General features: G+C 70.9%; 22 protein-coding genes and 1 pseudogene. 8 read left to right on the forward strand and 15 right to left on the reverse strand.

Features of this window, described 5'->3' with window-relative positions; genetic code table 11:
- Positions 1-36: 36 nt before the first annotated feature.
- Complete coding sequence (locus ACH4UK_RS11245; RefSeq protein ID WP_398355795.1) at positions 37-1,191, reverse strand: adenosine deaminase; 1,155 nt, start codon at positions 1,189-1,191, stop codon at positions 37-39.
- A 187-nt stretch (positions 1,192-1,378) separates the two neighbouring features.
- Here ACH4UK_RS11245 and ACH4UK_RS11250 point away from each other — a divergent pair, with 187 nt between their 5' ends.
- Positions 1,379-2,056 (forward strand): alpha/beta hydrolase, encoded by a 678-nt coding sequence (locus ACH4UK_RS11250; protein ID WP_398356312.1) that lies wholly within the window; start codon positions 1,379-1,381, stop codon positions 2,054-2,056.
- Between the two features lie 24 nt (positions 2,057-2,080).
- On the opposite strand, the gene ACH4UK_RS11255 is transcribed toward ACH4UK_RS11250, so the two are convergent.
- Positions 2,081-3,034 carry a LysR family transcriptional regulator gene (locus ACH4UK_RS11255; protein ID WP_030591374.1) on the reverse strand — a complete coding sequence of 318 codons (954 nt, stop codon included), beginning with the start codon at positions 3,032-3,034 and terminating at the stop codon, positions 2,081-2,083.
- A gap of 62 nt (positions 3,035-3,096) precedes the next feature.
- Between ACH4UK_RS11255 and ACH4UK_RS11260 the strand changes: the two genes are divergently transcribed.
- The 3 genes from ACH4UK_RS11260 to ACH4UK_RS11270 all read left to right on the forward strand — a co-directional run bounded on the left by ACH4UK_RS11260 (position 3,097) and on the right by ACH4UK_RS11270 (position 6,416).
- Complete coding sequence (locus tag ACH4UK_RS11260) at positions 3,097-4,404, forward strand: MFS transporter (protein ID WP_398355796.1); 1,308 nt, start codon at positions 3,097-3,099, stop codon at positions 4,402-4,404.
- Positions 4,405-4,503: 99 nt separating this feature from the next.
- Positions 4,504-5,220 carry a L,D-transpeptidase family protein gene (locus tag ACH4UK_RS11265; protein WP_398355797.1) on the forward strand — a complete coding sequence of 239 codons (717 nt, stop codon included), beginning with the start codon at positions 4,504-4,506 and terminating at the stop codon, positions 5,218-5,220.
- Positions 5,221-5,387: 167 nt separating this feature from the next.
- Entirely contained in the window at positions 5,388-6,416 is a 1,029-nt protein-coding gene (locus tag ACH4UK_RS11270; protein WP_398355798.1) for a sigma-70 family RNA polymerase sigma factor, read from the forward strand.
- Positions 6,417-6,486: 70 nt separating this feature from the next.
- Here ACH4UK_RS11270 and ACH4UK_RS11275 read toward each other — a convergent pair whose 3' ends face one another.
- Positions 6,487-6,861: an STAS domain-containing protein gene (locus ACH4UK_RS11275; RefSeq protein ID WP_398355799.1), complete on the reverse strand. Its 375-nt coding sequence runs from the start codon at positions 6,859-6,861 to the stop codon at positions 6,487-6,489.
- 259 nt (positions 6,862-7,120) lie between these two features.
- Here ACH4UK_RS11275 and ACH4UK_RS11280 point away from each other — a divergent pair, with 259 nt between their 5' ends.
- Positions 7,121-10,402 carry a S8 family peptidase gene (locus tag ACH4UK_RS11280; RefSeq protein ID WP_398356313.1) on the forward strand — a complete coding sequence of 1,094 codons (3,282 nt, stop codon included), beginning with the start codon at positions 7,121-7,123 and terminating at the stop codon, positions 10,400-10,402.
- 93 nt (positions 10,403-10,495) lie between these two features.
- Here ACH4UK_RS11280 and ACH4UK_RS11285 read toward each other — a convergent pair whose 3' ends face one another.
- The 6 genes from ACH4UK_RS11285 to ACH4UK_RS11310 form a co-directional block, all read right to left on the reverse strand.
- Positions 10,496-11,773 (reverse strand): thymidine phosphorylase, encoded by a 1,278-nt coding sequence (locus ACH4UK_RS11285; RefSeq protein WP_398355800.1) that lies wholly within the window; start codon positions 11,771-11,773, stop codon positions 10,496-10,498.
- Positions 11,774-11,891: 118 nt separating this feature from the next.
- On the reverse strand, positions 11,892-12,305 hold the full coding sequence (locus tag ACH4UK_RS11290) for a cytidine deaminase (RefSeq protein WP_398355801.1): 414 nt from the start codon (positions 12,303-12,305) through the stop codon (positions 11,892-11,894).
- The gene (locus ACH4UK_RS11295; RefSeq protein WP_398355802.1) at positions 12,302-13,591 is read right to left on the reverse strand and encodes an ABC transporter permease; all 1,290 of its coding nucleotides are present in this window, start codon (positions 13,589-13,591) and stop codon (positions 12,302-12,304) included. The genes ACH4UK_RS11290 and ACH4UK_RS11295 overlap by 4 nt, the downstream gene beginning before the upstream one ends.
- The gene (locus tag ACH4UK_RS11300; RefSeq protein WP_398355803.1) at positions 13,588-14,700 is read right to left on the reverse strand and encodes an ABC transporter permease; all 1,113 of its coding nucleotides are present in this window, start codon (positions 14,698-14,700) and stop codon (positions 13,588-13,590) included. Before ACH4UK_RS11300 ends, ACH4UK_RS11295 begins: the two co-directional genes overlap by 4 nt.
- Positions 14,697-16,292, reverse strand: a complete 1,596-nt coding sequence (locus ACH4UK_RS11305; RefSeq protein ID WP_398356314.1) for an ABC transporter ATP-binding protein — start codon at positions 16,290-16,292, stop codon at positions 14,697-14,699. The genes ACH4UK_RS11300 and ACH4UK_RS11305 overlap by 4 nt, the downstream gene beginning before the upstream one ends.
- A 298-nt stretch (positions 16,293-16,590) precedes the next feature.
- On the reverse strand, positions 16,591-17,628 hold the full coding sequence (locus ACH4UK_RS11310) for a BMP family ABC transporter substrate-binding protein (RefSeq protein WP_164616851.1): 1,038 nt from the start codon (positions 17,626-17,628) through the stop codon (positions 16,591-16,593).
- A gap of 599 nt (positions 17,629-18,227) precedes the next feature.
- On the opposite strand from ACH4UK_RS11310, the gene ACH4UK_RS11315 reads away from it, so the two are divergent.
- Positions 18,228-18,548: a hypothetical protein gene (locus ACH4UK_RS11315; protein WP_398355804.1), complete on the forward strand. Its 321-nt coding sequence runs from the start codon at positions 18,228-18,230 to the stop codon at positions 18,546-18,548.
- 73 nt (positions 18,549-18,621) lie between these two features.
- A complete protein-coding gene (locus ACH4UK_RS11320) occupies positions 18,622-18,948 on the forward strand; it encodes a hypothetical protein (protein ID WP_398355805.1) in 327 nt (108 codons plus the stop codon).
- 174 nt (positions 18,949-19,122) lie between these two features.
- Here ACH4UK_RS11320 and ACH4UK_RS11325 read toward each other — a convergent pair whose 3' ends face one another.
- The gene (locus ACH4UK_RS11325; protein ID WP_398356315.1) at positions 19,123-20,352 is read right to left on the reverse strand and encodes an amidohydrolase; all 1,230 of its coding nucleotides are present in this window, start codon (positions 20,350-20,352) and stop codon (positions 19,123-19,125) included.
- Between the two features lie 179 nt (positions 20,353-20,531).
- Entirely contained in the window at positions 20,532-20,891 is a 360-nt protein-coding gene (locus ACH4UK_RS11330; RefSeq protein WP_398355806.1) for a hypothetical protein, read from the reverse strand.
- Between the two features lie 338 nt (positions 20,892-21,229).
- On the opposite strand from ACH4UK_RS11330, the pseudogene ACH4UK_RS11335 reads away from it, so the two are divergent.
- Positions 21,230-21,846 (forward strand): annotated as a pseudogene (locus tag ACH4UK_RS11335) (N,N-dimethylformamidase beta subunit family domain-containing protein).
- A gap of 48 nt (positions 21,847-21,894) precedes the next feature.
- Here ACH4UK_RS11335 and ACH4UK_RS11340 read toward each other — a convergent pair.
- Genes ACH4UK_RS11340 through ACH4UK_RS11355 form a run of 4 tightly spaced genes read right to left on the reverse strand, consistent with a single transcriptional unit; the run spans position 21,895 to position 26,568 of the window.
- Positions 21,895-22,929, reverse strand: a complete 1,035-nt coding sequence (locus ACH4UK_RS11340) for a hypothetical protein (protein ID WP_398355807.1) — start codon at positions 22,927-22,929, stop codon at positions 21,895-21,897.
- Positions 22,930-22,939: 10 nt separating this feature from the next.
- Positions 22,940-23,872, reverse strand: a complete 933-nt coding sequence (locus ACH4UK_RS11345) for an N-acetylneuraminate synthase family protein (protein WP_329356084.1) — start codon at positions 23,870-23,872, stop codon at positions 22,940-22,942.
- 12 nt (positions 23,873-23,884) lie between these two features.
- Complete coding sequence (locus ACH4UK_RS11350) at positions 23,885-25,147, reverse strand: cytidylyltransferase domain-containing protein (RefSeq protein ID WP_398356316.1); 1,263 nt, start codon at positions 25,145-25,147, stop codon at positions 23,885-23,887.
- 38 nt (positions 25,148-25,185) lie between these two features.
- Positions 25,186-26,568, reverse strand: coding sequence for a DUF6716 putative glycosyltransferase (locus tag ACH4UK_RS11355; protein WP_398355808.1), 1,383 nt, complete (start codon positions 26,566-26,568; stop codon positions 25,186-25,188).
- Positions 26,569-26,682 lie beyond the last annotated feature (114 nt).

Raw genomic sequence — 26,682 nt, forward strand, 5'->3', positions numbered from 1 at the left:
GAAACCGCTTCCCGACCCTTTCACCCGTCGCGACCCTCAGCCTCCGGAGACCGCAGAAGCGCTGGTCACAGCGGTCTGACGGAAAAGCCACTCCGACTTCAGCTCCGCGTATCCGGGCTTGACGACGTCATTGATCATCGCGAGACGTTCATCGAAAGGAATGAAAGCTGATTTCATCGCATTGACTGTGAACCACTGCATGTCGTCGAGCGTGTATCCGAAAGCCTCGGTCAGCCGCTCGAATTCGCCGGTCATGCTCGTCCCGCTCATCAGCCGGTTGTCCGTGTTCACCGTGATCCGGAAGTGCAGCTTGCGCAGCAGCCCGATCGGGTGCTCGGCGTACGAGGTGGCCGCGCCGGTCTGGAGGTTGGAGGTCGGGCACATCTCCAGCGGGATGCGCTTGTCCCGTACGTAGGAGGCGAGGCGGCCGAGGGAGACCGAGCCGTCCTCGGCGACCTCGATGTCGTCGATGATCCGCACGCCGTGGCCGAGCCGGTCGGCGCCGCACCACTGGAGGGCCTGCCAGATCGACGGCAGGCCGAAGGCCTCGCCCGCGTGGATCGTGAAGTGGTTGTTCTCCCGCTTGAGGTACTCGAACGCGTCGAGGTGGCGGGTGGGCGGGAACCCGGCCTCGGCGCCCGCGATGTCGAAGCCGACGACGCCCTGGTCGCGGTAGCTGTTGGCGAGTTCGGCGATCTCCAGCGCGCGGGCGGCGTGCCGCATCGCGGTGAGCAGGGCTCCGACGCGGATGCGGTGACCGTTGGCGCGGGCGATGCGCTCGCCCGCGCGGAAGCCCTCGTTGACGGCCTCGACGACCTCTTCGAGGGTCAGGCCGCCCTCCAGGTGCTGCTCGGGGGCGTAGCGGATCTCGGCGTAGACGACGCCGTCCTCGGCGAGGTCCTCGGCGCACTCGGCGGCCACCCGGAACAGCGCGTCACGGGTCTGCATGACGGCGCAGGTGTGGGCGAACGTCTCCAGGTAGCGCTCCAGGGAACCGGAGTCGGCGGCCTCCCGGAACCAGATGCCGAGCTTGTCCGCCTCGGTCTCGGGAAGGGAGTCGTAACCCTGCGCGCGGGCCAGCTCGACGATCGTGCCCGGCCGCAGGCCGCCGTCGAGGTGGTCGTGGAGCAGCACCTTGGGGGCGCGCCGGATCTGGTCGGAATCGGGGACATTCAGGGTCTGGCTCGTCATCTTGGCACTCTAGCGCCTACGCGCGTAGAGCGCCGGTTGCCGATGCGTAACAGTGACCGGAAAGTCGGGTGGAGTACACCTGCTCTTCTGAGACTGTTCTGTCATGGGACAGCGCGCACTCCCCCTGCCCGAAGCCAGGCTGGGACGGGCCGTTCAGACGGCCGGAGCAACCGACGAGGTCAGCGGCGTGGTTCTGCTGCTCCCGGACGGCGAGGCCGATTCACGGCGCCGCCCCTCCACTCTTTCGTACGCGGCCCAACTGCCGTTCGCCCGCTCCCTCGCCCGTGCCGGGGAGGGTGACGGGCTCGCGGTGCACGTCCTGCGCTACCGCTGCCGCGGCTGGAACGCGGACGACGCGCACCCCGCCGAGGACGCCGCGTGGGCGGCCGACGAGGTCCAGCGCCGGTACGGCGATGTGCCGGTCTGCCTGGTCGGCCACGGGATGGGCGGGCGGGCGGCGCTGCGGGCCGCCGGCCACGGCGCGGTCAACTCCGTCCTGGCGATGGCCCCCTGGCTGCCCGAGCGGGCCACGGACGGGCCGGAGCCGGTGAAGCAGCTGGCGGGGCGGCGGGTGCTGATCGTGCACGGCACCAACGACGAGCGCACCGACCCGGAGCTGTCGTACCGGCTGGCCGAACGGGCGAAGAAGTCCAACCGGGACACCTGCCGCTTCGAGGTGCACTCCGACGGGCACGCGTTGCGTCAGCACCGCTCCGAAGTGGTGGCGCTGGCCGCCGACTTCGTACGCGGCTCGCTCTTCGCCCGGTCCTACGCCCGCCCGGTCGCGGACGCGCTCGCCGCACCACCGCCGCTGGGACTGCGGATGCCGCTGGCCGCCGGGTTCGGGCGGTCGCTGCGGCACTGAAGGCCCCCGCGGGGGCGGGGCCGCTCAGTCCGGCAGCAGGTTGCCCCGGCGCGAGAGCAGGAACCGCTTGAAGGCGGCGACCGGCGGAGTGTCGGGGTGTCCGTCCAGCCAGGCGACCCCGATCTCGCGGGCCGCGCGCGGTGCGGTGACCGTCAGTTCGACGACCCCGGGGCGGGCGACCGCGGGCGGCGGCAGCAGGGCCACCCCGAGCCCGGCGGCGACCAGTCCGCGCAGGGTCTCCGCCTCCTCGCCCTCGAAGGCGACCCGGGGCGTGAAGCCCGCCTCCGCACAGAGGTCGTCGGTGATCCGGCGCAGCCCGTAGCCGGGCTCCAGGGTCACGAACGTCTCGTCGGCGGCCTCCGCGAGGCGGATACGGCGGCGGGACGCCAGCCGGTGGTCGTCGGGGACCACCAGCCGCAGCCGCTGTTCGTCGAGGCGGCGGGCGACCAGGTCGGGGGCGTCGGGCACGGGAGAGGTGAGGCAGAGGTCGAGGCCGCCCGCGCGCAGCCGCTCGATCATCGCCTCGCCGTAGTTCTGCACGAGCTGGAAGCGGACCTTGGGGTGGTCGACCCGGAAGGCGCGGATCAGGGCGGGCACGGTCTCGGAGCCCATGGTGTGCAGGAAGCCGAAGGAGACCCGGCCCGCCGTCGGATCGGCGTCCGCCCGGACCGAGTCGGCGGCCTTCTCCACCTCGGCCAGGGCCCGTTCCGCCGAGCCGAGGAAGGTGCGGCCCGCCGGGGTGAGCGAGACGGTGCGGCCCTTGCGGGCGAACAGGGCGACGCCCAGGTCCGCTTCGAGCCGGACCATGGCCCGCGAGAGCGTGGACTGCGGGACGCCGAGCTCGTGTGCGGCGCGGGTCACATGCTCGTGGCGGGCGACCGCCTCGAAGTACGCGAGGCGGGGTGCGAGCACGGCCCGGATGTCTTCTTCGTAACTACTCGGTGACAGCCGAGGCCCTGAGCTGCGTTCATGCACCATGGGATTGATTATGGCAGTTTCGTGCATTGGACGCATGAAACGTCTCGCTCTACTTTCGATGTATGCCTCCCGCCAGTACCGGGGCATCCACCATCGCCGTGGATGCCGCTGCCCCGTCGTCCCCCGTCACCACCACCGCCGCGCCCGCCGTCGCCCATGAGCGCCTGGAGCCCGGCCGCCCCGGCTACCGCCGGATGAGCTTCGCCCTCTTCGCCGCCGGTGTCGCGGCCTTCGCCCTCCTCTACTCCACCCAGGCCCTGCTGCCCGCCGTGTCCGCGTCGTTCGACGCGAGCGCCGGGCAGGCGAGCTGGACGGTCTCGGCGGCGACCGGGGCGCTGGCCCTGTTCGTCCTGCCGCTGAGCGCGCTCTCGGAGCGGTTCGGGCGGCGGCAGATGATGACGGCGTCGCTGGCGATCGCGGTGCTGGTCGGACTGCTGGTGCCGTTCGCCCCGTCGATGGGCGCGCTGATCGCGCTGCGCGCCGTCCAGGGCGCGGCGCTCGCCGGGCTTCCGGCCTCCGCGATGGCGTATCTGGCGGAGGAGGTGCGGCCCAAGGCGCTGATCGCCGCGATCGGACTGTTCGTCGCGGGCAACAGCATCGGCGGCATGAGCGGGCGCATCCTCACCGGCTGGGTCGCCCAGGCCTGGGGCTGGCGCGCCGCGCTCGGGGCGGTCGGCCTGCTCGCGCTGGCGTGCGCCGTCGCCTTCCACTTCCTGATCCCCAGGGCCCGCAACTTCCACCCCGGCTCGCTGAACCCGAAGGCCCTGGCGAAGACCGTCGCCGGCCATCTGGCCGACCCGCTGCTGGTCCGGCTGTACGCGATCGGCGCGCTGTTCATGACGGTGTTCGGCGCGGTCTACACGGTGATCGGCTACCGGCTGATCGAGGAGCCGTTCAGCCTGCCGCAGGGCGTCATCGGCTCGATCTTCCTCGTCTACCTGGTCGGTACGGTCTCCTCCGCCGCGGCCGGCCGTCTGGTGGCCCGGCTGGGCCGCCGGGGCTCGCTCTACCTGGCGGTCTCCACCACGGCCGCCGGGCTGCTGCTCTCGCTGGCCGACCAGCTGGCCGCCGTGCTGCTGGGGCTGGTGCTGATCACGGCCGGCTTCTTCGCCGGACACGCGGTCGCCTCGTCCTCGGTGAGCCGGACCGCGACGACGGGCCGGGCGCAGGCCTCGGCGCTCTACCAGTCGGCGTACTACCTGGGCTCCAGCGCGGGCGGCACGCTGGGCGCGGTCGCCTTCCACGCCGGAGGCTGGGCGGCGACGGTGGCGCTCGGCCTGCTCGCGGTGCTCGGGGTCGTCTCGATCACCCTGTACGGGACCCGGGTGGCGCGTGCGGAGCGGCGGGCGCTGGTCCCCGCCACCCACTGAAGCGCAACCGAGACATACCGGCGCGCAACCACCGCCCCCCTTCGCACGTCTACCAGGCGTAACCAAGAACGCACTGTGGGCGAAGGGGAGTTGGCGCGCATGGGAGTCACCGCGAAGATATCCGGAAGACGACTGCGGCGTGGGGTGGCGCTGTCCGTCGCCGGGCTGGTGGCCGCTCCGGCCCTGGTCCTGGGCACCGGCACCGCCGCCCACGCGGCGTCCTGCACCAAGTCGGTGGGACCGCACCAGAAGCAGGTCGAGAAGTTCCTGAAGCGGCCCGTGGACGGCAAGCAGTCGACGGCCGACTGCAAGGCGACCCAGAAGTTCCAGAAGAAGCACGGGATCACCCCCACCATCGGCTACGCCGGGCCGCTGACCTGGCGCACGATGAACACGATGCTCGCCCAGAAGGCGGCCGGGAAGAACCCCAACAAGGCCAAGAAGTGCCCGACCAACAAGGGCCGCATCGCCTGCGTCGACCTGACCCGGCAGCTGAGCTGGATCCAGGACGGCAAGAAGCTGAAGTACGGGCCGGTGCCGGTGCGGACCGGCCGCAACGGTGTGGAGACCCGGACCGGCGCGAAGAAGATCTACTGGCGCAACATCAAGCACTGGTCGACCATCTACAAGGTCTGGATGCCGCACTCCCAGTTCTTCGACGGCGGCCAGGCGTTCCACTCGGTCACCAAGTCCATGTACAACCCGCCGGGCTCCGGCGGCTGCGTCAACATGCGGCCCGCCGACGCGAAGGCATACTGGAAACTGCTGAAGAACGGCGACGACGTGTACGTGTACGGGCGCAAGCCCGGGACCTGAGCGAGGCGCTGGGAGCATCCCCGAGGGGTGCCGGACACCGTGGCCGGAGCCGCGGCGTCCGGCACCCCTTGTCCGCTTTCCGCCCCGGCTGTCAGTGGCCTGCGGTAGCTTCCGACGTACCGGGTGACGGATGCCACAGCGCGGCTGCGCGCGACAGGGGTGGAGCGATGAGCGATCTGACCACGACGACGGCCACAGGAGCGGCGGCGGGCGCCGAGGGCGCCGATACCGCCGGGATCGACAGCCGCCTCGAAGGGCACCGGATCGAGCTGACCGGCTACTGCTACCGGATGCTCGGGTCCGCCTTCGAGGCCGAGGACGCGGTGCAGGACACCCTGGTCCGCGCCTGGCGCAACTTCGACAAGTTCGAGGGCCGCTCCTCGCTGCGCTCCTGGCTCTACCGGATCGCCACCAACGTCTGCCTGGACATGCTGAACGCGGGCAACAAGCGGGCCCGCCCGGTCGACCTGACGGGCCCGACCCCGCTCGCCCAGGCCGCGCTGAGCCCCCGCCCGGAGAACGTCTGGCTGGAGCCGATGCCCGACGGCCGGATCCTGCCGTCGCTGCAGGACCCGGCGGAGGCGGCCGTGGCGCGCGAGTCGGTGCGCCTGGCGTTCGTCGCCGCCCTCCAGCATCTGCCGCCCAAGCAGCGCGCCGTGCTGATCCTGCGCGAGGTCCTCGCCTGGAAGGCCGCGGAGGTCGCCGAGCTGCTGGAGACCTCCGTCGCCTCGGTCAACAGCGCCCTGCAGCGGGCCCGCGCCACGCTGACCGAGACGGAGGGCCGGGCCGGCGATCCGGCCGACCCGCTCGACGAGGAGCAGCAGAAGCTCCTGGAGCGCTATGTGAAGGCGTTCGAGGGCTATGACATGGCCGCCCTGACCGCGCTGCTCCACGAGGACGCGGTGATGACGATGCCGCCGTTCGACCTGTGGCTCCGGGGCACCGGGGACATCACGGGCTTCATGACCTCCATCGGCGCGGCGTGCGCGGGCTCCAAGCTGGTGCCCGTCTCGGCCAACGGGTCCCCCGCCTTCGCGCACTACAAGCCCGCCGAGGACGGGTCCGGGTTCGTGCCGTGGGCGGTCCAGGTCATCGACATCCAGGACGGGGCGATCACCGGGATGCACTGCTTCCTGGACGTCCCGCGCTGGTTCCCGCTGTTCGGCCTGCCGGACCGGCTGCCGGCGGACGCGTAGGAGTCACCGGCCGGGCCCGCGCTCCGCGGCCACACCCGGGGCGCCGGGCCCGGCCGGCGTCCGTACACCGTCAGCGCGGGTCCGGCACCCGTTCCTCCGGGCCCCCCTCCACTCCCACCACGTCGGCCAGCCCCACCAGGTCCAGCAGCGCCCGGAGTTCGGGGGGTACGCGGCGCAGCCTCAGGGTGCGCCCGGACCGGCGGGCGACGAGCCCCAGCCGGGCCACCGCCTCGACGAGGGTCAGATCGGGCCGGATCACCCCGCCCACATCGCAGTCCACCGCCGTGCCCGGGGCGAGCGCGGCTCCGCGGGGACCGGCGAGCGTGCGCTCCAGCTCGGCGCAGAGATCGGGTACGACGGCACGGCTGACCCGGCCGGTCACGGTCAGGGCGATCGGATATTCGGCATCCACACCAGGCAGACCGGACCGGCGGACGAAAATCATCGGCCCCCTCGGCGCGACCCCGCCGCGGAGGGGCCGTTTTGCGTCAAGTGCGGGCTCCCGGTGCCGATTCTGTGAACCAATCCCCCCGGGATTCCCTCTAGTTCGATGAACCGACGGCCGCAGCCGTCTCTTCAGCGTCTCTGCGGACCGGCGGGTCGAGAAGCCATCGAGTTCTCCAGGGGGAGAGTTGCGCAGACACGTGAGAAACGCGTGCATACCGGCGGTCGCCACGGCCGTGGCCGTGGCACTCGCCGCGGGCATGACCCAGTCGGCCGTCGCCCAGCCGGACCCGCGGGCGGCATCCGGCACCCAGGACCGGTCCCCGGACCGCGAGTTGCGTCATCTGACCCTCGTCACCGGCGACCGGGTCACCGTCGACGCCCAGGGCGGGCCGGTCGCCTTCCGGCCCGCGAAGGGCCGGGAGCAGATCCCGGTCCAGCGGATGAGCGCCCAGGGGCACACCCTCGTCGTCCCGGCCGACGCCCACCGGCTGATCGTCTCCGGCAAGCTCGACCGGCGGCTGTTCGACGTCACCGAGCTGAGCCGCCCGGAGAACCTCCGGGCCCAGCGCGACGGCCTGAAGCTGATCGTCGGCTACCGGGGCAAGCAGGCCGCCGCCGCGAAGGCGCAGGTCCGCGACGCGGGCGCCACCGAGGTCGGCCGGAGCCTGACGTCGCTGAACGCCGAGTCGGTGACCACGCCGACCGCCGACGCACCGGCCATCTGGAAGGCGCTCACCGACCGGCGGGCCGGAGGCGAGCGGGTCACGACCGCGGCCGGCATCGACCGGGTCTGGCTGGACGGAGTGCGCCGGGCGAGCCTCGACAAGAGCGTCCCGCAGATCGGCGCCCCGGCGGCGTGGAAGGCCGGGTTCACCGGCAAGGGCGTCAAGATCGCGGTCCTGGACACCGGGACGGACGTCACCCATCCCGATCTCCGGGGCCAGATCCTCGCGGAGAAGAACTTCAGCTCCGCCAAGGACACCAAGGACCGGGTCGGCCACGGCACGCACGTCGCCTCGATCGCGGCGGGCACCGGCGCGAAGTCGGGCGGGAAGTTCAGGGGCGTGGCCCCGGACGCCAAGCTGCTCGCGGGCAAGGTGCTCGACGACGAGGGCTACGGCGAGGACTCCGGCATCCTGGCCGGAATGGAGTGGGCGGTCGCCCAGGGCGCCGACATCGTCAACCTGAGCCTCGGCGGGACCGACACCCCGGAGGTGGACCCGCTGGAGGCGGCGGTCGACAAGCTGTCGGCCGAGAAGGGCGTCCTGTTCGCCATCGCCGCGGGCAACGAGGGCGACGGCGCGGGCACCGTCGGCTCTCCGGGCAGTGCGGACGCCGCGCTGACCGTGGGCGCGGTCGATGACAAGGACCTGCTGGCGGACTTCTCCAGCCGGGGTCCGCGGATCGGGGACGGGGCGATCAAGCCCGATGTGACGGCTCCCGGCGTGGACACCACGGCGGCCATCGCGCCCGGTTCGCTGATCGCGCAGGATGTGGGCGAGAACCCCGCCGGCTACGCGACGATCTCGGGCACCTCGATGGCCACTCCGCATGTCGCGGGCGCGGCCGCCCTGCTCAAGCAGCAGCACCCGGACTGGACGTACACCGAGCTGAAGGGCGCGCTGACCGCGTCCACGAAGCCCGGCGCGTACAACCCGTTCCAGCAGGGCTCCGGCCGGATCGCGGTGGACCGGGCGATCGCCCAGAGCGTCGTCGCCGAGCCGGTCTCGGTGAGCTTCGGGGTGCAGCAGTGGCCGCACACCGACGACGAGCCGGCCACCGAGAAGGTCACGTACCGCAACCTCGGCACGAGCGACGTCACCCTCGATCTGACGGCGACGGGCACCGGACCGCAGGGCAAGCCCGCTCCGGCCGGCTTCTTCACCCTCGGCGCGGACCGGGTGACCGTCCCGGCGGGCGGCACGGCGCAGGTGGCACTGACCGCCGACACCCGGCTCGGCGGCACCGCCGACGGCACGTACTCGGCGTACCTGGTGGCCACCGGCGGCGGGCAGACCGTGCGCACGGCGGCCGCGGTCGAGCGTGAGGTGGAGAGCTACGACCTCACCGTCAAGCACCTCGGGCGGGACGGCCGTCCGGCCGCCTACGCGGACAACACGCTCTACCGCTTCGGCGCCGAGGGCTTCCCGTTCCTGAACCCGCAGGTCGTCGACGGCACGGCGAAGATCCGGGTGCCCAAGGGCACGTACGTGGTCAACTCCACGGTGTACAGCGACCCGGACGACGTCACCAAGGGCGCCGACTGGATCGCCCAGCCCAAGATCTCGATCACCAAGAACACCTCGCTGACGTTCGACGCCCGCAAGGCGAAGCCGGTGAAGATCGCGGTGCCGGACTCCCGGGCGAAGCCGGAGCTGTTCTCGCCGGACTTCTCGGTGGAGTCCACGGACGATCAGGTCTCCTTCGGCTGGCTGATGGAGGCGCAGACCGGCATGCGCACGCTGCACGCCGGTCCGGCGATCACCGACGGTTCGCTCGCCCAGCACTGGTCGGGCACCTGGAGCAAGGGCTCCTCGACCGAGTACGACATCGCCGTCGGCGGCAAGGTCAGGCAGCTCGCGACCGGCTACAGCCGGAAGTTCACCACCGGACAGCTGGCCAAGGTGAAGATCGCCATGGGCTCGGCCGCACCGAAGAAGAAGGGCTCGATCACCGCGTTCCCCTTCCTGCCGACGCAGGGCGGCAGCTGGGCCACGTCGATCGAGCAGAAGCTGCCCGGTACCCGCACGCTGTACGTCTCCACCGCGGACAAGGCGGCGTGGAGCTTCGACTTCAGCCAGCTGGGCCCGGTCGACGCGGACGGCTGGCCGACGTACGAGGCTGATTACCGGGTCGGCCGGGAGGCGAAGTACAAGGCGGGCAAGACGTACGCCAAGACCGTGAACACCGCGGTCTTCGGCCCGCTGGTGGACGAGGACAACGGCGTCGTCCGTGAGGGCAACGAGATCACCGGCTCCCTCCCGCTGCTGGCGGACGGCCGGGGCAACCCGGGCGGGACGCTGTTCACGTCGGCCAAGACCGTCCTCTACCGCAACGGCAAGAAGCTCGGCCAGAACGGCGATCCGGTGTCCGGCGGCGAGTCCTTCCGGGTCCCGGCGGGAGCGGCCGACTACAAGCTGACGACCACGGTCAAGCGCAGCGCGAAGGTCAGCCCGCTCTCCACCCGGGTGGACGCGGCCTGGACGTTCCGCTCCAAGAAGACCGCGTTCACGCTGCTGCCCGTCTCCACCGTCCGGTTCACCCCGGCCGTGGGCGTCGACGGCCGGGCCAAGGCCGGCAAGACCGTCCCGGTGCCGGTGAAGGTGCTGGGAGCGGCCGCGGGCAAGAACCTGAAGTCGCTGAAGGCGTACGTCAGTTACAACGACGGCAAGACCTGGAAGAAGGTCACCGTCAAGAAGGGGAAGATCGCCGTCAAGAACCCGGCGAAGGGCAAGGCGATCTCCTTCGCCGCCAAGGTCACCGACAAGAAGGGCAACGCCTCGTCGGTGAGGATCTACCGCGCGTACCTGGGCAAGTGACGGGCGCTCGCGGGTAGTTCACCCCGCACATGACGGCGGCCCGCCGCACGGATCCTCTCCGTGCGGCGGGCCGCTCGTGCGTTCCCCTCGCGGTTACGCGATACGTTCCCGCACCACCGGCAGCGGTGCGAACGAGGTGCCGGCCGGGGCGATGTCGTACGCCTCGGGCAGCGCCTCGAGGGCGTAGTCGAACTTCTCGGGAGTGTCCGTGTGCAGGGTCATCAGCGGCTGGCCCTCGGTGACGGTGTCGCCGGGCTTGGCGTGCAGCTCGACGCCCGCGCCCGCCTGCACCGGGTCCTCCTTGCGGGCGCGGCCCGCGCCGAGGCGCCAGGCGGCGACGCCGACGTCGTAGGCGTCCAGGCGGGTCAGGACGCCGGAGGAGCGCGCGGTCACCACGTGGTGCTCGCGGGCCACCGGGAGCGTGGCGTCCGGGTCGCCGCCCTGGGCGGAGATCATGCGGCGCCAGACGTCCATCGCGGAGCCGTCGGCGAGCGCCTTCTCGGGGTCGGCGTCCTTGAGGCCCGCCGCGTCCAGCATCTCGCGGGCGAGGGCGAGCGTGAGGTCGATGACGTCCTGCGGGCCGCCGCCGGCCAGCACCTCGACCGACTCGCGGACCTCCAGCGCGTTGCCCGCGGTGAGGCCGAGCGGGGTCGACATGTCGGTGAGCAGCGCGACCGTCCGCACACCGCTGTCGGTGCCGAGCGCCACCATGGTGGAGGCCAGTTCGCGGGCGTCCTCGATGGTCTTCATGAAGGCGCCGGAGCCGACCTTGACGTCCAGGACGAGCGCCCCGGTGCCCTCGGCGATCTTCTTGGACATGATCGAGCTGGCGATCAGCGGGATCGCCTCGACGGTGCCGGTGACGTCGCGCAGCGCGTACAGCTTCTTGTCGGCGGGGGCGAGGCCGTCACCGGCGGCGCAGATGACCGCGCCGGTGGAGTCGAGGACGTGTCGCATCTCCGCGTTGGAGAGGTGGGCCCGCCAGCCGGGGATGGACTCCAGCTTGTCCAGGGTGCCGCCGGTGTGGCCGAGGCCGCGCCCGCTGAGCTGCGGCACGGCCGCGCCGCAGGCGGCGACCAGCGGGGCGAGCGGCAGGGTGATCTTGTCGCCGACGCCGCCGGTGGAGTGCTTGTCGGTGGTGGGCCGCGCGAGCCCGTCGAAGTTCATCCGCTCGCCGGAGGCGATCATCGCCGCGGTCCAGCGGGCGATCTCGGTGCGGTTCATGCCGTTGAGCAGGATCGCCATGGCCAGAGCGGACATCTGCTCATCGGCGACCTCGCCGCGGGTGTACGCGTCGATGACCCAGTCGATCTGCTCGGGGGTCAGCTCGCCTCGGTCCCGCTTGGTGCGGATGACGGCGATGGCGTCCATGGGAATCCTTCCGGCCGGGTGCGTGCGTGCGAGTCCCAACGGACTCTACGCGCATAGAGAGGGGGAAGAGCGGTGGCCCTTCCACGGAAGGAAGGGCCACCGCCGGGAGATACGGAGTTCAGCCGAGGTGCTGCGGGCCGAACGACTGGGGCAGCATCTCGTCCAGCCTGCGCTGCCCGTCGGGCGTCTCCAGGAGGAGTTCCGGGCCGCCGAACTCGTACAGCAGCTGCCGGCACCGGCCGCACGGCACCAGGGGCGCCCCGGTGCCGTCCACACAGGTGAAGTGGGTCAGCCGGCCGCCGCCGGTGGCCTGGAGCGTGGAGACCAGACCGCACTCGGCGCAGAGCGAGAGGCCGTAGCTGGCGTTCTCCACGTTGCAGCCGGTGATCGTGCGGCCGTCGTCCACCCGGGCGGCGACACCGACCGGGAAGCCCGAGTAGGGGGCGTACGCACGGGACATGGCGTCCCGTGCGGCCTCCCGCAGGGCCTCCCAGTCGTCCTCGCCGAAGGCGGTGGCGGCGGGCGGGGTCACTTGCCCTCGCCCTTGCGGTAGCGCATACCGTCCGCCTTCGGCATGCGCAGCCGCTGCGCGGAGAGCGAGAGCACGAGCAGCGTGACGATGTACGGCGTGGCGCTGACGAACTCGGTCGGCACGGTGTCCGTGGCGAGGTACCAGACCAGGACCACAGCGGCGATGGCACCGCTGATCGCGCCGGGCACGAACTTCTTGCGGTAGAGCTTCCAGGCCGCGAGTACGGCCAGCACCACCACGAGGAGCAGCAGCAGCGCGTGGACGGAGTCACCGCCGTTACGGAGCTGGAGCGCGTCGGCGAAGCCGAACAGGCCCGCGCCCATGGCGAGACCGCCGGGCCGCCAGTTACCGAAGATCATCGCCGCGAGGCCGATGTAGCCGCGGCCACCGGTCTGACCCTCGTTGTAGATGTGCGAGGTGACCAGGGAGAGGAAGGCTCCGCCGAGTCCGGCGAGGCCGCCGGAGGCGATCACCGCGATGTACTTGTAGCGGTAGACGTTCACCCCCAGCGACTCGGCGGCCACCGGGTTCTCGCCGGCCGAGCGCAGCCGCAGACCGAAGGCGGTCTTCCACAGGATGAAGAAGGTCGCCACGAAGAGCCCCAGGGCCACCAGCGTCAGCACGGAGACGTTGGTGATCAGGCCACCGACGACGCCGGCCACGTCGGAGACGAAGAACCAGTGGTGCTGTTCCACCGAGTGCAGCCAGTCCGAGACTCCGGGGAGCGTCACGGTGGTGATGTCCTCGGCGGGTGGTGACTGTTTGGGGCTTCCGCCCTTCGCCGCCGCCTCACCGGTGTTGAACCAGAGCTTGGCGAAGTAGGTGGTGAAGCCGAGCGCCAGGATGTTGATGGCGATACCGGAGATGATGTGGTCGACACCGAAGGTGACGGTGGCGACGGCGTGCAGCAGTCCGCCGAGCATGCCGCCGATGACGCCGGCGAGCACACCGATCCAGGGGTTGGTCTGCCAGCCCGCCCAGGCACCGAAGAAGGTGCCCAGGATCATCATTCCTTCGAGGCCGATGTTGACCACACCGGCCCGCTCGGACCAGAGGCCACCGAGACCGGCAAGGCCGATCGGCACGGCCATGGCCAGCGCGGCGCTGATCTGGCCCGCCGAGGTGACATCCTGCGCGCCGGTGATGGCACGTACCGCGGAGAGCGCGAGGAGCACGCCCGCGACGATCAGCAGGATGACGGGGAGGGAGAACCGAGAACGGCCGCCCTTGCCGCCGGAGACCTTGCGGGCCGCGGGCGGCGGAGTGGAAGTCGCCGTGGCGGTCACGCCGACACCTCCTGCTGGTCGGAGTTACGGGCCTGAGCGGCGAGCTCCTCGCCGACCTTGCTCTGCTGACGCTTGATGCCGTAGCGGCGGACGACCTCGTAGGCGATGACGACGCACAGGACGATGACGCCCTGGATGACGCCGACGATCTCCTTGTCGTACCCCTCGAACTCCAGCTTTCCGGTACCGCGCTCCAGGAAGCCCCACAGCAGCGCGCCGAGCGCGATGCCCACGGGGTGGTTGCGGCCCAGGAGAGCGATGGCGATACCGGTGAAGCCGATGCCGACCGGGAAGTCGCCGCTGTACTCGTAACTGTCGTTGAGCAGCGTCGGCATGCCGATCAGGCCGGCCATCCCGCCGGAGATGAGCATCGAGGTGACGACCATCTTCTTGACGTCGACGCCGCTGGCCTGCGCCGCGGAGCCGGACTGGCCGACCGTGCGCAGATCGAAGCCGAACCGGGTGCGCGAGAGCACGAACCAGTAGGCGATGCCCGCGAGGACCGCGATCACGATGAAGCCCCAGATCGGGGTCGGCGTGGTCGGGATCTCGAAGAAGTGCGAGGACTCCGGGATCGGCTTGGTGGAGATCTTCGTTCCGGCCTGGTCCAGGTGGCCGAGGCGGCCCTCCTGGAGCAGGTAGCCGATGATGGCCGTCGCGATGGCGTTCAGCATGATCGTCGAGACGACCTCGCTGACGCCCCTGGTGACCTTGAGGACACCGGCGATACCGGCCCACATGGCGCCGACGATCATCGCCGTGAGGATGATCAACGGGATCTGGAGAACGCCGGGCAGCGTCAGCGCGCCGCCGACGGCGGCGGCGAAGAAGGCCGCCAGGCGGTACTGGCCGTCGACGCCGATGTTGAACAGGTTCATCCGGAAGCCGACGGCCACCGCGAGACCCGCGAGGTAGTAGGTCGTCCCCTTGTTGAGGATGTAGACCTGGCTGTCCGACTTCATGCCGTACTCGAACATGATGCCGAAGGCGCTGAACGGTTCCTTGCCGGTGGCCGCCAGCACGAGGGCGGTCACGAGGAACGCGACCACGATCGCGAGTACCGGGGCCGCGATGCCCAGGAGCAGCCGCTCCTTGTCGAACTTCTTCATCGGTCCTCTCCCCCGTCCCGGGGGTCGGTTGCGGCGTCGCCGCCGGTGTCCGGTGCTTCGAGATGCCCCGAGGCCGCGCCGGTCATCGCCGAGCCGAGCTCTTCCGGGGTGATCGTCGCCGGGTCGGCGTCCGCGACCAGGCGGCCGCGGTACATGACGCGCAGGGTGTCGGACAGGCCGATCAGCTCGTCCAGGTCGGCCGAGATCAGCAGGACGGCCAGTCCTTCGCGGCGGGCCTCGCGGATCTGGTCCCAGATCTGCGCCTGCGCGCCGACGTCCACACCCCGGGTGGGGTGGGCGGCGATCAGGAGCTTGGGCGCGTGGCTCATCTCCCGGCCGACGATCAGCTTCTGCTGGTTGCCGCCGGAGAGGGACGCCGCGGTGACCTCGATGCCGGGGGTGCGGACGTCGTACTCGCGCACGATCCGCTCGGTGTCGGCGCGGGCCGCGCTGTTGTCCAGCAGCCAACCGCGGCTGTTGGGCTTCTCGGTGACGTGCCCGAGGATGCGGTTCTCCCAGAGGGGCGCGTTCAGCAACAGGCCGTGACGGTGGCGGTCCTCGGGGATGACGGCCATGCCGTCCTCACGCCGCTTGCGGGTGACGGTACGCGAGATGTCCGCGCCGTCCAGAGTGAGGACGCCGCGGTCGAGGTGGCGCATGCCCATGATGGAGTCGACCAGTTCGGACTGCCCGTTGCCCTCGACCCCCGCGATACCGAGCACCTCGCCCTTGCGGATGGTGAAGGTGATGCCGTCCAGCACGCCGCGCACGACGCCGTCCGGGTCGGTGACGGTGAGCCTGAGGTCCTCGACGGTCAGCATCGGAATGTCGGTGACGGTCGACTCGCGGGTCTCCGGCGAGGGCAGCTCGCTGCCCACCATCAGCTCCGCGAGCTGCTTGGTCGTGGTGTTGGCGGGGTCCGCGGTCCCCACCGTCGTACCGCGCCGGATCACCGTGATCTCGTCCGCGACGGAGAGCACTTCGCCCAGCTTGTGCGAGATGAAGATGACGGTGAGGCCTTCGGCCTTGAGCTCGCGCAGGTTGTCGAAGAGCGCGTCGACCTCCTGCGGCACGAGCACGGCGGTCGGCTCGTCGAGAATCAGGGTGCGGGCGCCCCGGTAGAGAACCTTGAGGATCTCCACCCGCTGCCGGTCGGCGACACCGAGGTCCTCGACCATGGCGTCCGGGCGGACCCCGAGGCCGTACGCCTCCGAGATCTCCTTGATCCGGGCGCGGGCGCGGGCGCCGATCCCGTACAGCTTCTCGGATCCGAGGACGACGTTTTCCAGGACCGTGAGGTAGTCGGCGAGCATGAAGTGCTGGTGCACCATGCCGATCCCGCGGTCGATGGCGTCGCCGGGGTTGTTGAACGAGGCCTGCTCGCCGTCGATCGTGATGGTGCCCTCGTCCGGCTTCTGCATGCCGTAGAGGATCTTCATCAGAGTGGACTTCCCCGCGCCGTTCTCCCCGACGAGGGCGTGCACGGTACCGCGGCTCACGGTGATGTCGATGTCGTGGTTGGCCACGACCCCGGGGAATCGTTTGGTGATGCCGCGGAGCTCTACGGCATGAGGACTGCTGGACGCTTTGATGACGCACTCTCCTTGACAGGAGCGGAGGGCGGAGGGACGAGGAGGGCGGCGTTGCCGCGGTCGGAGGACGGGGCGGGCAGGAACGTGACGGTGGCGGGTGAGCGTGGCGGGTGGGGTGGCGAAAATACCGCGCCCGACGGAAGCTACGCGCGTAGCGCCACTGATCGGCTGCCCGGTCGGCGAGCGGACCACGGACACGTACCCGCAAACCGGGCACTCCGGTGGAGGCGTGTACGTGAATCGGGGCCCGGAGACGCTGCCGAAGCCGCGCTCCCGGACCCCGATGCCAACGAACCGGTCAGGTCGTGGTCTTGACCTTGATGGTGCCGTCGACGATCTTCTTCTTCGCCTCGTCGATCTTGGCCTGGATGTCGCTGAGGTGGTCACCCGTGGTGGTCAGGCTGACACCGTCCTCGGCCAGCGAGTACGACTGGGTGCCGGACAGCGGCTTGCCCTCGTCGACCGACTTGATGAGGTCGAAGACACCGCTGTCGACGTTCTTGACGACGGAGGTCATGATCGTCTCGGAGTACTTCGACAGAGCCGGGTCCTTGGCCTGGTCGGAGTCGACACCGATGGACCAGGCGCCCTTCTTGCCGGCCACGGCCTCGATCGCACCGGCGCCGGAACCGCCCGCGGCGGCGAAGATCACGTCGGCACCCTTGTCGAGCATGCCCTTGGCGGCGGCCTTGCCCTTGTCGGGGCTGCCGAAGCCGGACAGGTCCGAGCCCGTGGACAGGTACTGGATCTGCACCTTGGCCTTCGGGTCCGTGTCCGTGACACCCTGCTGGAAGCCGGCGGCGAACTTCTTGATCAGCGGCAGGTCGACGCCGCCGATGAAGCCGACCTGACCGTCCTTGGACTTCAACGCCGCCGCGACGCCGGCGAGGTAGGAACCCTGCTCCTCGGTGAAGACGATGGAGGCCACGTTCTTGGCGTCGGAGACCGAGTCGATCAGACCGAACGTGGTGTCCGGGTGCGACTTGGCGACCTTCGCGATCGCGTCCGAGTAGGCGAAGCCGACCCCGATGACCGGGTTGTAGCCGCCCTCGGCGAGCGAGCTGAGGCGCTGCTCGCGGTCGGCCGGGGTCTCGCCGCTCTTGGCGGTGAGCTCCTTGGTCTCGGCGCCGAGATCGGCCTTGGCCTTGTCGAGGCCACGGGCCGCGGAGTCATTGAAGGAGTTGTCCCCCCGACCGCCGACGTCGTAGGCCATGCCGACCTTGAGCTTGCCTTCGGAGTCACTGGACTCGGTGGACGACTCGCCGCACGACGTGGCGGTGAGCGCGAGGGCCGCGGCGACAGCACACGCGGCGGTGATCTTGGATACCCGGCGCACGAGGAGGGTCCCTTCAGACTGGCCGAAAGCGCCTCTTCCGGCGCTGGTTTCGCGGCGATCGTAACGCGCGTAGATATCTGTTTAGCCCCAGTTCATGAGTCGTTACCAGATCGAAGCGCGGGATCGACCCAGGGGCATCGGCGGGCCTTCGGGAGGCGACGCGTGCACGATCGCGCACGCCGTCAGCCTACGACGGCCCGGCCCACCCCGCCGAGTATCCGCGGGGCGCGTCGGACGGACCCGCCGGGGTCGGCTCGGGTCGGTCGGTTCGGGTCGGTCGGGTCGGCGGGCGCGCGTCGACTGCGGCGGCCGTTCCGGCCAAACCGTTGCAGCCACACCCGAAATCATCACAAGCAGTCAAATTGCCTTTCCTTCGCTGGTCACCCCGCCTGTCCGATGCTTGCCATGCCGACTTGGCGGCTGATAGAAAGCCATCAGGCATTTGACCGGCAGCGGTCCTGCCGACTGCACAAAACGGGGAATCCGCCGACCAGCGGAATCAAGCATTTCATCGCACGGGGTAGCGCGCTCTGCCGCGCCCTTTCGCCGCGACACCTTTCCCTTTTGAGCAGACCGCTGCCCAAAACATGGGGGAATCAATGAAGCGCGCGCTTTCCGTCTTCTCTGTCGCCGCTCTGGCGTTCGTGGGCGTCGGCGTCGTCGCACCGACGGCTTCAGCCGTCCCGGTGGGCAACTGCAAGACATGGGTCTCCAACAAGGCCCCGTACACCGGCTCGGCGTACTGCAGCAATGTCGCGGCTTTCGACAAGTTCCGCGTGAAGGTCACCTGCGTCGACCCGCGGGGCAGCAAGTGGTTCGCGTACGGGCCGTGGAAGAAGAACACCCAGACGTCCACCGTGAAGTGCTCCGATAACCCCAACGTGGGCGTCCTCAACCCCGGCGTTTCGTTCAACGCCTGACCAGCGACGAACGCGGGGCACTGACCGACCGCGTGCCCCGGACATCACGACCGCACCACCTCACTGGAGAACCATGAAGAAGATCATGAGCATGGCCGCGGGGCTGCTCCTCGCCGCCGGCTCTGTCGCCGTCAGCGCACCCACCGCGAGCGCGGCAAGCGTCGACTGCGACACGTGGAAGTCGAGCACCGCACCGTACAAGGGCTACGCCAAGTGCACGGGAATGCTCCCGTATCCGCTGGAAGGCGTGCAGGTGAGGGTGACCTGTATCGACGCCCGCGGAAGCCAGTGGCACGTCAACGGAAGCCGTGTGGGCAACGGGAAGACGTCCACCGCCAAGTGCTCCGACAATCCGAGCGTCGGAATCTACAAGGTGGGCCTGACGCGGAGCCGTATGTGAAAGAACGGTGAGGCCGTTACGGGCCCGAGCTGCGCCGTCGCACCACACTGACGGGGCAGCTCGGGTTCGCCGTTCACGCACGGCGGGAAAGGCGCTCGGGAATGTGCGCCCGGTGTACGAAAAGCGCGCACCCCGACGCCTGCCCCCGAGCCGAACGGCACAGGGCCCGCCGCGTCAGGTGTTCAGCAGCGCCGAGGCGGTGAACAGCTCGACTCCTACGGTGATGGCCTCTTCGTCCACGTCGAAGTTGCCCCGGTGCAGGTCGAGCCCGCGCGTGTCGCCCGGGGTCCGGACGCCGAGCCGGGCCATCGCTCCGGGCACCTGCTCCAGGTACCAGGAGAAGTCCTCGCCCCCCAGGCTCTGCTCGGTGTCCTCGATCGCATACGATCCGCGGCGCTCGGTCATCGCGGCGTCCAGCAGGCCGATGGACTCGGCGTCGTTCACCACGGGCGGCACACCGCGCACGTAGTTGACGACGGTCTTGGCCCGGTGCATTCCGGCCACCTCGTCCACGGCGGCGTGCACCAGGTCGGGGGCGTCCCGCCAGGCGTCCAGGTCCAGGCAGCGGACGGTGCCGGACAGCTCGGCGTGTTGCGGGATGACGTTGGGGGCGTGCCCGGTCTCCAGCCGCCCCCAGGTCAGCGCGAGCCCGGAGCGGGCGTCGACCCGGCGGGCCAGGAGCGCGGGCACGTCGACGGCGACCCGGGCGGCGGCGGTCACCAGGTCGGTGGTCAGGTGCGGCCGGGCGGTGTGCCCGCCGGGCCCGTCGAGGGTGATCTCCAGCCGGTCGCAGGCCGAGGTGATGGCCCCGATCCGCAGCCCGATCCGCCCCACATCCACCTTGGGGTCGCAGTGCACGCCGATGATCCGCCCGACGCCCTCCAGCACCCCGGACTCGATCGCGTCGACCGCTCCGCCGGGCAGGACCTCCTCGGCGGGCTGGAAGATCAGCCGCACCGCGTGGGGCAGCAGCCCCTGCCGGTCGAGCCCGGCGAGCACGAGCCCCGCGCCGAGCACGGTGGTGGTGTGCACGTCGTGCCCGCAGGCGTGTGCCCGGTCGGGCACGGTGGACCGGTAGGGCACGCCCGCCTTGGTGTCCGGGATCGGCAGCGCGTCGATGTCCGCCCGCAACGCCAGCATGGGCGTCACCCCGTCCCACTCCCCCACGTCGCACATGAGCCCGGTCCCCACCGCGAGGACCTGCGGCTTCAGCCCGGCCTTCTCCAGCCGGTCCTTGATGGCCGCGGTGGTGCGGAACTCCTGGTTGCCGAGCTCGGGGTGCATGTGCAGATCACGGCGGAAGGCGATCAGCTCGGCACGGAGCTCGTCGGAGAGCCGGCCGGGCAGCGCACCTGCCCCGGGCCGGCCGGCCGGGTTGTGGGGGTGGGAGGCGCGGGACTTCAACTGGTTCACCTGAGGAAGCGTAGGCCCCTTGACCCCTCAACTGGCCACAGATCAACAAAACTTCAGCCGCTCAGGCGAACAAATTTCGGGTGAGGACGTGTGACGCTGGGTGGTTGCGGGTATACCGGTTCCCCTTCCGGACTCGCGTGCAGGCGAGCTGACTACTGGCGCGTGCACCCTCAGCGACGCGACAGATAGTACTTATCCCGTACATCCGGGTCAGATGTCAGGAAGAAGAATTCAAGCTTGCCCGACTTGTTCTTGATGACACTGAGGTCCCAGGCCGCCTCTTCCGGCGGCGGAGCCGTACGAGTCGCCGCACTCGCCGGATCCGAGGGCACCGACGAAGGGGACTCGGTCTCTTCCGCATCGTTGCCGATGCCGTCCACAGAAGGCTTGACCACCACATGCACCACGGAACCATCACCCACCGTGTTCCCACCCTGATGGCTTCCCGGCTCGGAGAGTGACCAGGTTCCGGAACCTGTCATCCGCCAGCCGTCATCGAAACGGAACTCTTGGCCGTCGAGATCAACCACCTCGGCAACACCCCCTGCCCGCAGAGTCAGCGAACTGCCGGACCAACCCTTCCAGGTTCCATGGAGATCGGCCGGCTTCGCCGTGACAGGAGGAGGTAGCGGAGCGGTCCGGTTGTCGGCACAGGCCGCGGTTCCCGCGAGCACTACCGAAGCAATCAACACAGGAGCCAGGAATCGTCCGGCTCGGACAGACATGAACAACCTCTTTCACACCGTCGGCCTGGCGGCCAAGAGTGTGACCTCGGCCGCCCGGTTGTGTACCGCGATGCACTTACCGTGCTAATCGGCGGGCCGGGGCATACGAATGCTCTCGGTCCACCGGACAGTACGCGAGCAGCGTGGACCTGCACGAGGGGCGGATCGACCCTGGCGCGTACACCGCGGTCATCTTCTCCGGACACGACGGGTACTGGTCCAAGGAGATGCGCGACTGCGTCGAGGACGCGGTGGCGGCCGGGTGGTGACGTCCTACAAGGAAGCCCCGGACCCCGAACCGGGTGCGGCGGGCCCCACCGTCCGCCGGCGCAAGCTGGCCAAGAAGCGGCGCAAGGCCGAGCAGGGGCTGCTGGGCGTGCAGTACAACGGCATCCTCGCGGAGCCCGTACCGCTCGTGGTCCGGGAGAGCGGCCACTGGTTCTGGAAGGGAACAGGGCTGCGGGACGGCGACGGCATTCCGGATCTGGTGGCGGTGGAGGCCGACGGTTTCGACCCCTCGATGCCCCGCCCCGCGGACAGCAAGCAGACGCTCCTGGCCGCTTCTCCGTACACCGACAGCTGGGGTCGGGGCCGCCGTGAGCACAACGCCAGTCTGTGCGAGGACACCGAGGGAACGTTGGTCTTCGTCGCAGGGACGTTCCACTGGCCGCTCGCGCTGAACGAACCCGACCACCTCAACCCGCTGGTCCAGCGGGCCACCCGGAACCTGGTGGAGAAGATGCTGGAGCCACGTCCGTAGGCGCTCTGCGTGCTCACCCGCCCGTAGGGCCCGGCCGCGGCGGGAGCCCTACGCGTGGGCCGTCGACGACAGCCGCTGCACCCCCCGTGCCGTCTCCGTGACCCCGCTCAGGAAGCCCTGGGCGCGGGGTGAGGCCGTGGCGCGGAGCCATTCCGGGGCGATGTCGCAGACCGCCACCTGGACGCCCGTGCCGGCCAGGGCCAGCGGGAGGGTGTGGACGACAGTGGAGGGGAAGCTGACGATCGTGCGGCCGATGGGGCCGCGGCGGGCGATGAGTTCCAGGGGGAGGTCCGGGCGGACGATCTCCAGGCCGGTGGCGGCTTCCAGGGCGTGGAGCTTCTCGGCGGACTCGCGGCGGTGGGCGAAGTAGCGGGTGGCGCCGTGGGTGCGGGCCAGGGCCATGACCGCCTCCTGGTACGGGACGGGGTCGACGACGCCCGTCTCGACCAGGGAGGTGCCGACCAGGTCCGCGCCCTTGCCGATGCTCGGCGGGCCGAAGCGGGCGCGGGTCCAGGCGAAGGTGTTCGGGGTGACCGCGATGCCGGGCGGAGCCTCGACCGGCATCGCGGTGAACACCTCGACCGTGTGGTTCGCCGTCGGGGTGAAGCGGCGGCGGGCGGTGGCGGTGACCGGGGCCAGGACCAGTTCGCGCGGTCCCGTGCGGCCCCGGCGGTGCCAGCGGGTCAGCCGCTCGCCCCGGGCCAGCTGGGCGACGAACTCCATGGTGGCCGTGCCGTCGTCGACGACCGTGAGGCGGTCGGCGCGGACCAGCGTGAGCAGGAGCTGCACATAGCGGGAGAACGGGTCGCCGATCACGATGTGGTCCGCGCGCCGGACCAGGCCCGCCAGGGCGCGCAGGGCCTTCAGGGGCGCGCCGGACTCGCCGCGCGCCTCCTGCCAGCGGACGGCGATGCCCTCGTCGCGGGCCAGCTCCGCCATCCGGCGCAGCTGGCCGCGCGACATCGGGTCGACCGGGGGGAGGACGACGACCGTGGTGGCGGTCGGATCGTCTCCCCCCTGGGTGTGAACCCACTCCAGGACGTTCAGGAGCTGGACCGGGCTCTCGACGAAGGCGAGGTTCACCGGTCGGCGCTCAGACCGCGACCGGCTCGGGGGCCGGCGCGTTCTCGGTCTCGGCGACCACGCCCGCGACCCGGCGGAGCTTCTTCATCGGGCCGAGCTCGGACTCGTACACCTTCTTGACGCCGTCACCGAGGGACTGCTCGATGGTGCGGATGTCGCGGACCAGGCGGGTCAGGCCCTGCGGCTCGACGGAGGCGGCCTGGTCGGAGCCCCACATGGCGCGGTCCAGGGTGATGTGGCGCTCGACGAACGTGGCGCCGAGCGCGACGGCCGCGAGGGTGGTCTGCAGGCCGGTCTCGTGGCCGGAGTAGCCGATCGGGACGTTCGGGAACTCCTGCTGGAGGGTGTTGATGACCCGCAGGTTCAGCTCCTCGGCCTTCGCCGGGTAGGTGGAAGTGGCGTGGCAGAGAAGGATGTTGTCCGACCCGAGGACCTCGACCGCGTGGCGGATCTGCTTCGGGGTCGACATGCCGGTGGAGAGGATGACCGTGCGGCCGGTGGCGCGCAGGGCGCGCAGCAGCTCGTCGTCGGTGAGCGAGGCGGAGGCCACCTTGTGGGCGGGGACGTCGAACTTCTCCAGGAAGGCGACGGCCTCGGTGTCCCACGGGGAGGCGAACCAGTCGATGCCGCGCTTCGCGCAGTGCTCGGCGATGGCGGTGTACTCGGCCTCGCCGAACTCGACGCGGTGGCGGTAGTCGATGTACGTCATCCGGCCCCAGGGGGTGTCGCGCTCGATGTCCCACTGGTCGCGCGGGGTGCAGATCTCCGGGGTGCGCTTCTGGAACTTGACGGCGTCGCAGCCGGCTTCGGCCGCCGCGTCGATCAGCGCGATGGCGTTGTCGAGGTCGCCGTTGTGGTTGATGCCGATCTCGCCCGTGATGTAGACGGGGTTGCCGGGGCCGGCGGTACGGGTGCCGAAGGTGCGCAGGCGGGAGGTGCTCATGGTGGTGCTTCCTTACTTGGTGGGAACGGTGGGGACGGTGGGGTCAGGGGTGGTCGTGGTGGTGGTGAGGGTGGGGCCCAGCAGCCAGGCCGCGATCTCGCGGATGGCTCCGTAGCCCCCGGGGGTGGTCGTGACGGCGCGCGCCGCGGCGCGTACCGAGTCGTGGGCGCTCGCGACGGCGACGGGCCAGCCGGCGAGCGAGAAGCACGGGAGGTCGTTGACGTCGTTGCCGACGTAGAGGACCCGGTCGGGTGCGATGGACTGTTCGTCGCACCACCGCTTGAGCGCCTCGTCCTTGCGGTCGATGCCGTGCAGGACGGGGATCTTGAGCTTGCGGGCGCGGGCGGCGACGACCGGGTTCTGCTCGGTGGAGAGGATCAGGAGGGGCACACCGGCCTTGCGCAGGGCGGCGATGCCGAGCCCGTCGCCCCGGTGGACGGCGACGGTCTCGCGGCCCTCGGAGTCGATCATGACCCGGTCGTCGGTCTGGGTGCCGTCGAAGTCCAGGACAACCGCGTCCACGTCCGCGAGGGAGGGCAGCGGCTCCGGGTCCAGGAGCGGGGCGAGCGCACGGGCGCGGGCCAGGTCGTGCGGGTCGTCGATCTCCAGCACCCGGGCCGGGTCGGTGGGCACCAGGGCGGTGTGGCCGAAGAAGCGGTGGCGGTGGGTACGGAAGCCCGCCGCGTCCATCGCGTAGGCCGCGCCGGTCTCCAGGTAGTCCTGGGGGCGGTCCTGCCGGCGGGGGCGTACGGACTTGTCGTGGTTGACGCCGTACGTTCCCTCCTCCACCGCGTGGCCGTCGCGCCAGACGAAGCCGTGGAACGGGGCGACGGTGACGGCGGTGTCCGCGCCTTCCTGGGCCACCGCCCTGGCGACGCCGTCGATGTCCTCGCGGGAGACGAACGGGCTGGTGCACTGGACGAGGAGGACCACGTCGACGCGCCGGGCGCGCTCGGCCTCGTAGACGTCCAGGGCGTGCAGCACGGCCGCTTCGCTGGTGGCGGTGTCGCCCGCGATGGCGGCGGGGCGCTCCACGCAGTGCAGCCGGTGGGCGGCCCCGAGGTGGGCGGCGGCGCTCCGGGCGGCCTCGGCGATCGCCCCGTCGTCGGTGGTGACGACGACGGCGGTGACCTCGGGGGCGCCGAGCGCGGCGCGGACCGCGCGGGCGACCAGGGGGACGCCGCCGACCTCGGCGAGGTTCTTGGCGGGGACGCCCTTGGATCCGCCTCGGGCGGGGATCACGGCGAGGACGGTCGGGCTCGGGGGCGGCTGCATCGCTGCTCCTGGTGTCATGGCGGTTCCTGACGTGGTGGTCACAGCTCGCCCATCCGGCGGATCACGGGGGCGACGCGCTGGACGCCCTGGCGGTAGGCGCCCCGGGCCGCGTTGCGCACGGTTTCGCGCACCGCGCCCCGGACCCGGCCGGGCTCCTGCGGTGCGGCCGCGCCGGGCAGGGGCGTGCCGTCGGGTGCCAGGTGGTGGCGGCCGAGGATGCCGGGGAGGTAGCCGGGGGCGGTGGCGGGCGTGTAGTAGGGGGCGAGCGGCGGGAGTCGGTCCTCTTCGAGGAGGTCGGTGACCCGGGCGCGGGCGGTGTCGTAGGCGGTGCCGTACGAGCCGTCGGCGGCGACGCCCTGGCCGGCCAGCCACGGGCCGTCGGGCCGGGGCCGGATCCCGCCGTCCAGCCGGTCCCAGGAGGTGAGGAGCCCGGAGCCGACGAAGTGGTGGTTGCCGAGCGTCTCGCGGACCCCCAGGTCGGTGAGGACGGCGGTCGGGATGCGCCGGTGCAGGGACTCCAGCGCGGCGGTCGAGGAGACCGTGACCAGGAGGTCGGTGCGGTCCAGGACCTCGCCCATGTGCCCGTACACCAGGCGGAAGTTGGGCGGCAGCCCGCCGGGCAGCCTCTGGGCGAGCTTCTGGTAGGGCAGCTCCTCGATGTGCGTGGTGTGCTCACCGGGCTTGGAGCGCAGCTTCAGCAGCACCTCGCGGCGCGGGTGCAGCCGGGCGTGCTCGACGAGCCGGCGGAGCAGGTACGTCCGGTCGGCGCGCGAGGCCGGTACGGAGGGCTGCGCGGCGAACACCACGGTGTCGCGGCCCTCTTCGGGGCGGTAGGGGGCGCCGCCGAGGAAGGGCAGGGCGGCCTCCGTGACGGCCGAGGCGTCCGCGCCCACGCCCTCGTACACCGCGCGGAAGCGCTCCGCGTCGTGCCGGGAGTTGGCGAGGACGACGTCCGCCCCGTGGCGGAGCAGCAGCCCGTCGGCGAGCTTCTCGTAGACGACGCCCACATAGCCGGTGACGACGACGGGCCGGCGCGGCAGGTCCAGGGCGGCGAGGCCGTGCAGCATGGCCTGGACGCCGCCGCCGACGAGGGCGAGGACGACGAGGTCGTAGCCCTCGTCGCGCACGGTGTGCAGGAACTCGACGGCGGTGACCTCGCGGACCCGCTCGGCGTCGATCCCGACCTCGCCGACCTCCGCGAGCTGGCGGGGCGTCGGGGTGGCCCGGCCGCGCAGCAGCAGCCCGCTGACCTCCACGGGCCGCGTCTCCCGGCCGTCCGCTTCGGCGGTCAGGCGGCGCGCGGTGAGCGCGCCCCATTTCCACCGGGTGTCGGAGTCGGCGAGGACGGCGACCCGCAGCGCCGGTCGGGGCACGGCGGGGGCTTCGGCCGGATCGGCCTCATTGCTGGTACGTGGGGGCACGTCCTAGAAGTTAGGAAGGCATTTCGATGCGCGGCCCAACGTGATGGCAACAGATGGTTAACAGCGAGCCGACGATTGGGGGGCCGCCCCGAATACGCCCTCAATTCCCGGTTC

The sequence above is a fragment of the Streptomyces sp. NPDC020884 genome (assembly GCF_044333935.1).
Taxonomy (GTDB): domain Bacteria; phylum Actinomycetota; class Actinomycetes; order Streptomycetales; family Streptomycetaceae; genus Streptomyces.

What these genes read in the sequence shown, in the direction of transcription:
- ACH4UK_RS11245 (WP_398355795.1), bottom strand. Translation starts at nt 1,191, where the DNA reads ATGACGAGCCAGACCCTGAATGTCCCCGATTCCGACCAGATCCGGCGC.
- ACH4UK_RS11255 (WP_030591374.1), bottom strand. Translation starts at nt 3,034, where the DNA reads ATGGTGCATGAACGCAGCTCAGGGCCTCGGCTGTCACCGAGTAGTTAC.
- ACH4UK_RS11260 (WP_398355796.1), top strand. Translation starts at nt 3,097, where the DNA reads ATGCCTCCCGCCAGTACCGGGGCATCCACCATCGCCGTGGATGCCGCT.
- ACH4UK_RS11265 (WP_398355797.1), top strand. Translation starts at nt 4,504, where the DNA reads ATGGGAGTCACCGCGAAGATATCCGGAAGACGACTGCGGCGTGGGGTG.
- ACH4UK_RS11270 (WP_398355798.1), top strand. Translation starts at nt 5,388, where the DNA reads ATGAGCGATCTGACCACGACGACGGCCACAGGAGCGGCGGCGGGCGCC.
- ACH4UK_RS11275 (WP_398355799.1), bottom strand. Translation starts at nt 6,861, where the DNA reads ATGATTTTCGTCCGCCGGTCCGGTCTGCCTGGTGTGGATGCCGAATAT.
- ACH4UK_RS11280 (WP_398356313.1), top strand. Translation starts at nt 7,121, where the DNA reads ATGACCCAGTCGGCCGTCGCCCAGCCGGACCCGCGGGCGGCATCCGGC.
- ACH4UK_RS11285 (WP_398355800.1), bottom strand. Translation starts at nt 11,773, where the DNA reads ATGGACGCCATCGCCGTCATCCGCACCAAGCGGGACCGAGGCGAGCTG.
- ACH4UK_RS11300 (WP_398355803.1), bottom strand. Translation starts at nt 14,700, where the DNA reads ATGAAGAAGTTCGACAAGGAGCGGCTGCTCCTGGGCATCGCGGCCCCG.
- ACH4UK_RS11315 (WP_398355804.1), top strand. Translation starts at nt 18,228, where the DNA reads ATGAAGCGCGCGCTTTCCGTCTTCTCTGTCGCCGCTCTGGCGTTCGTG.
- ACH4UK_RS11320 (WP_398355805.1), top strand. Translation starts at nt 18,622, where the DNA reads ATGAAGAAGATCATGAGCATGGCCGCGGGGCTGCTCCTCGCCGCCGGC.
- ACH4UK_RS11345 (WP_329356084.1), bottom strand. Translation starts at nt 23,872, where the DNA reads ATGAGCACCTCCCGCCTGCGCACCTTCGGCACCCGTACCGCCGGCCCC.
- ACH4UK_RS11350 (WP_398356316.1), bottom strand. Translation starts at nt 25,147, where the DNA reads ATGCAGCCGCCCCCGAGCCCGACCGTCCTCGCCGTGATCCCCGCCCGA.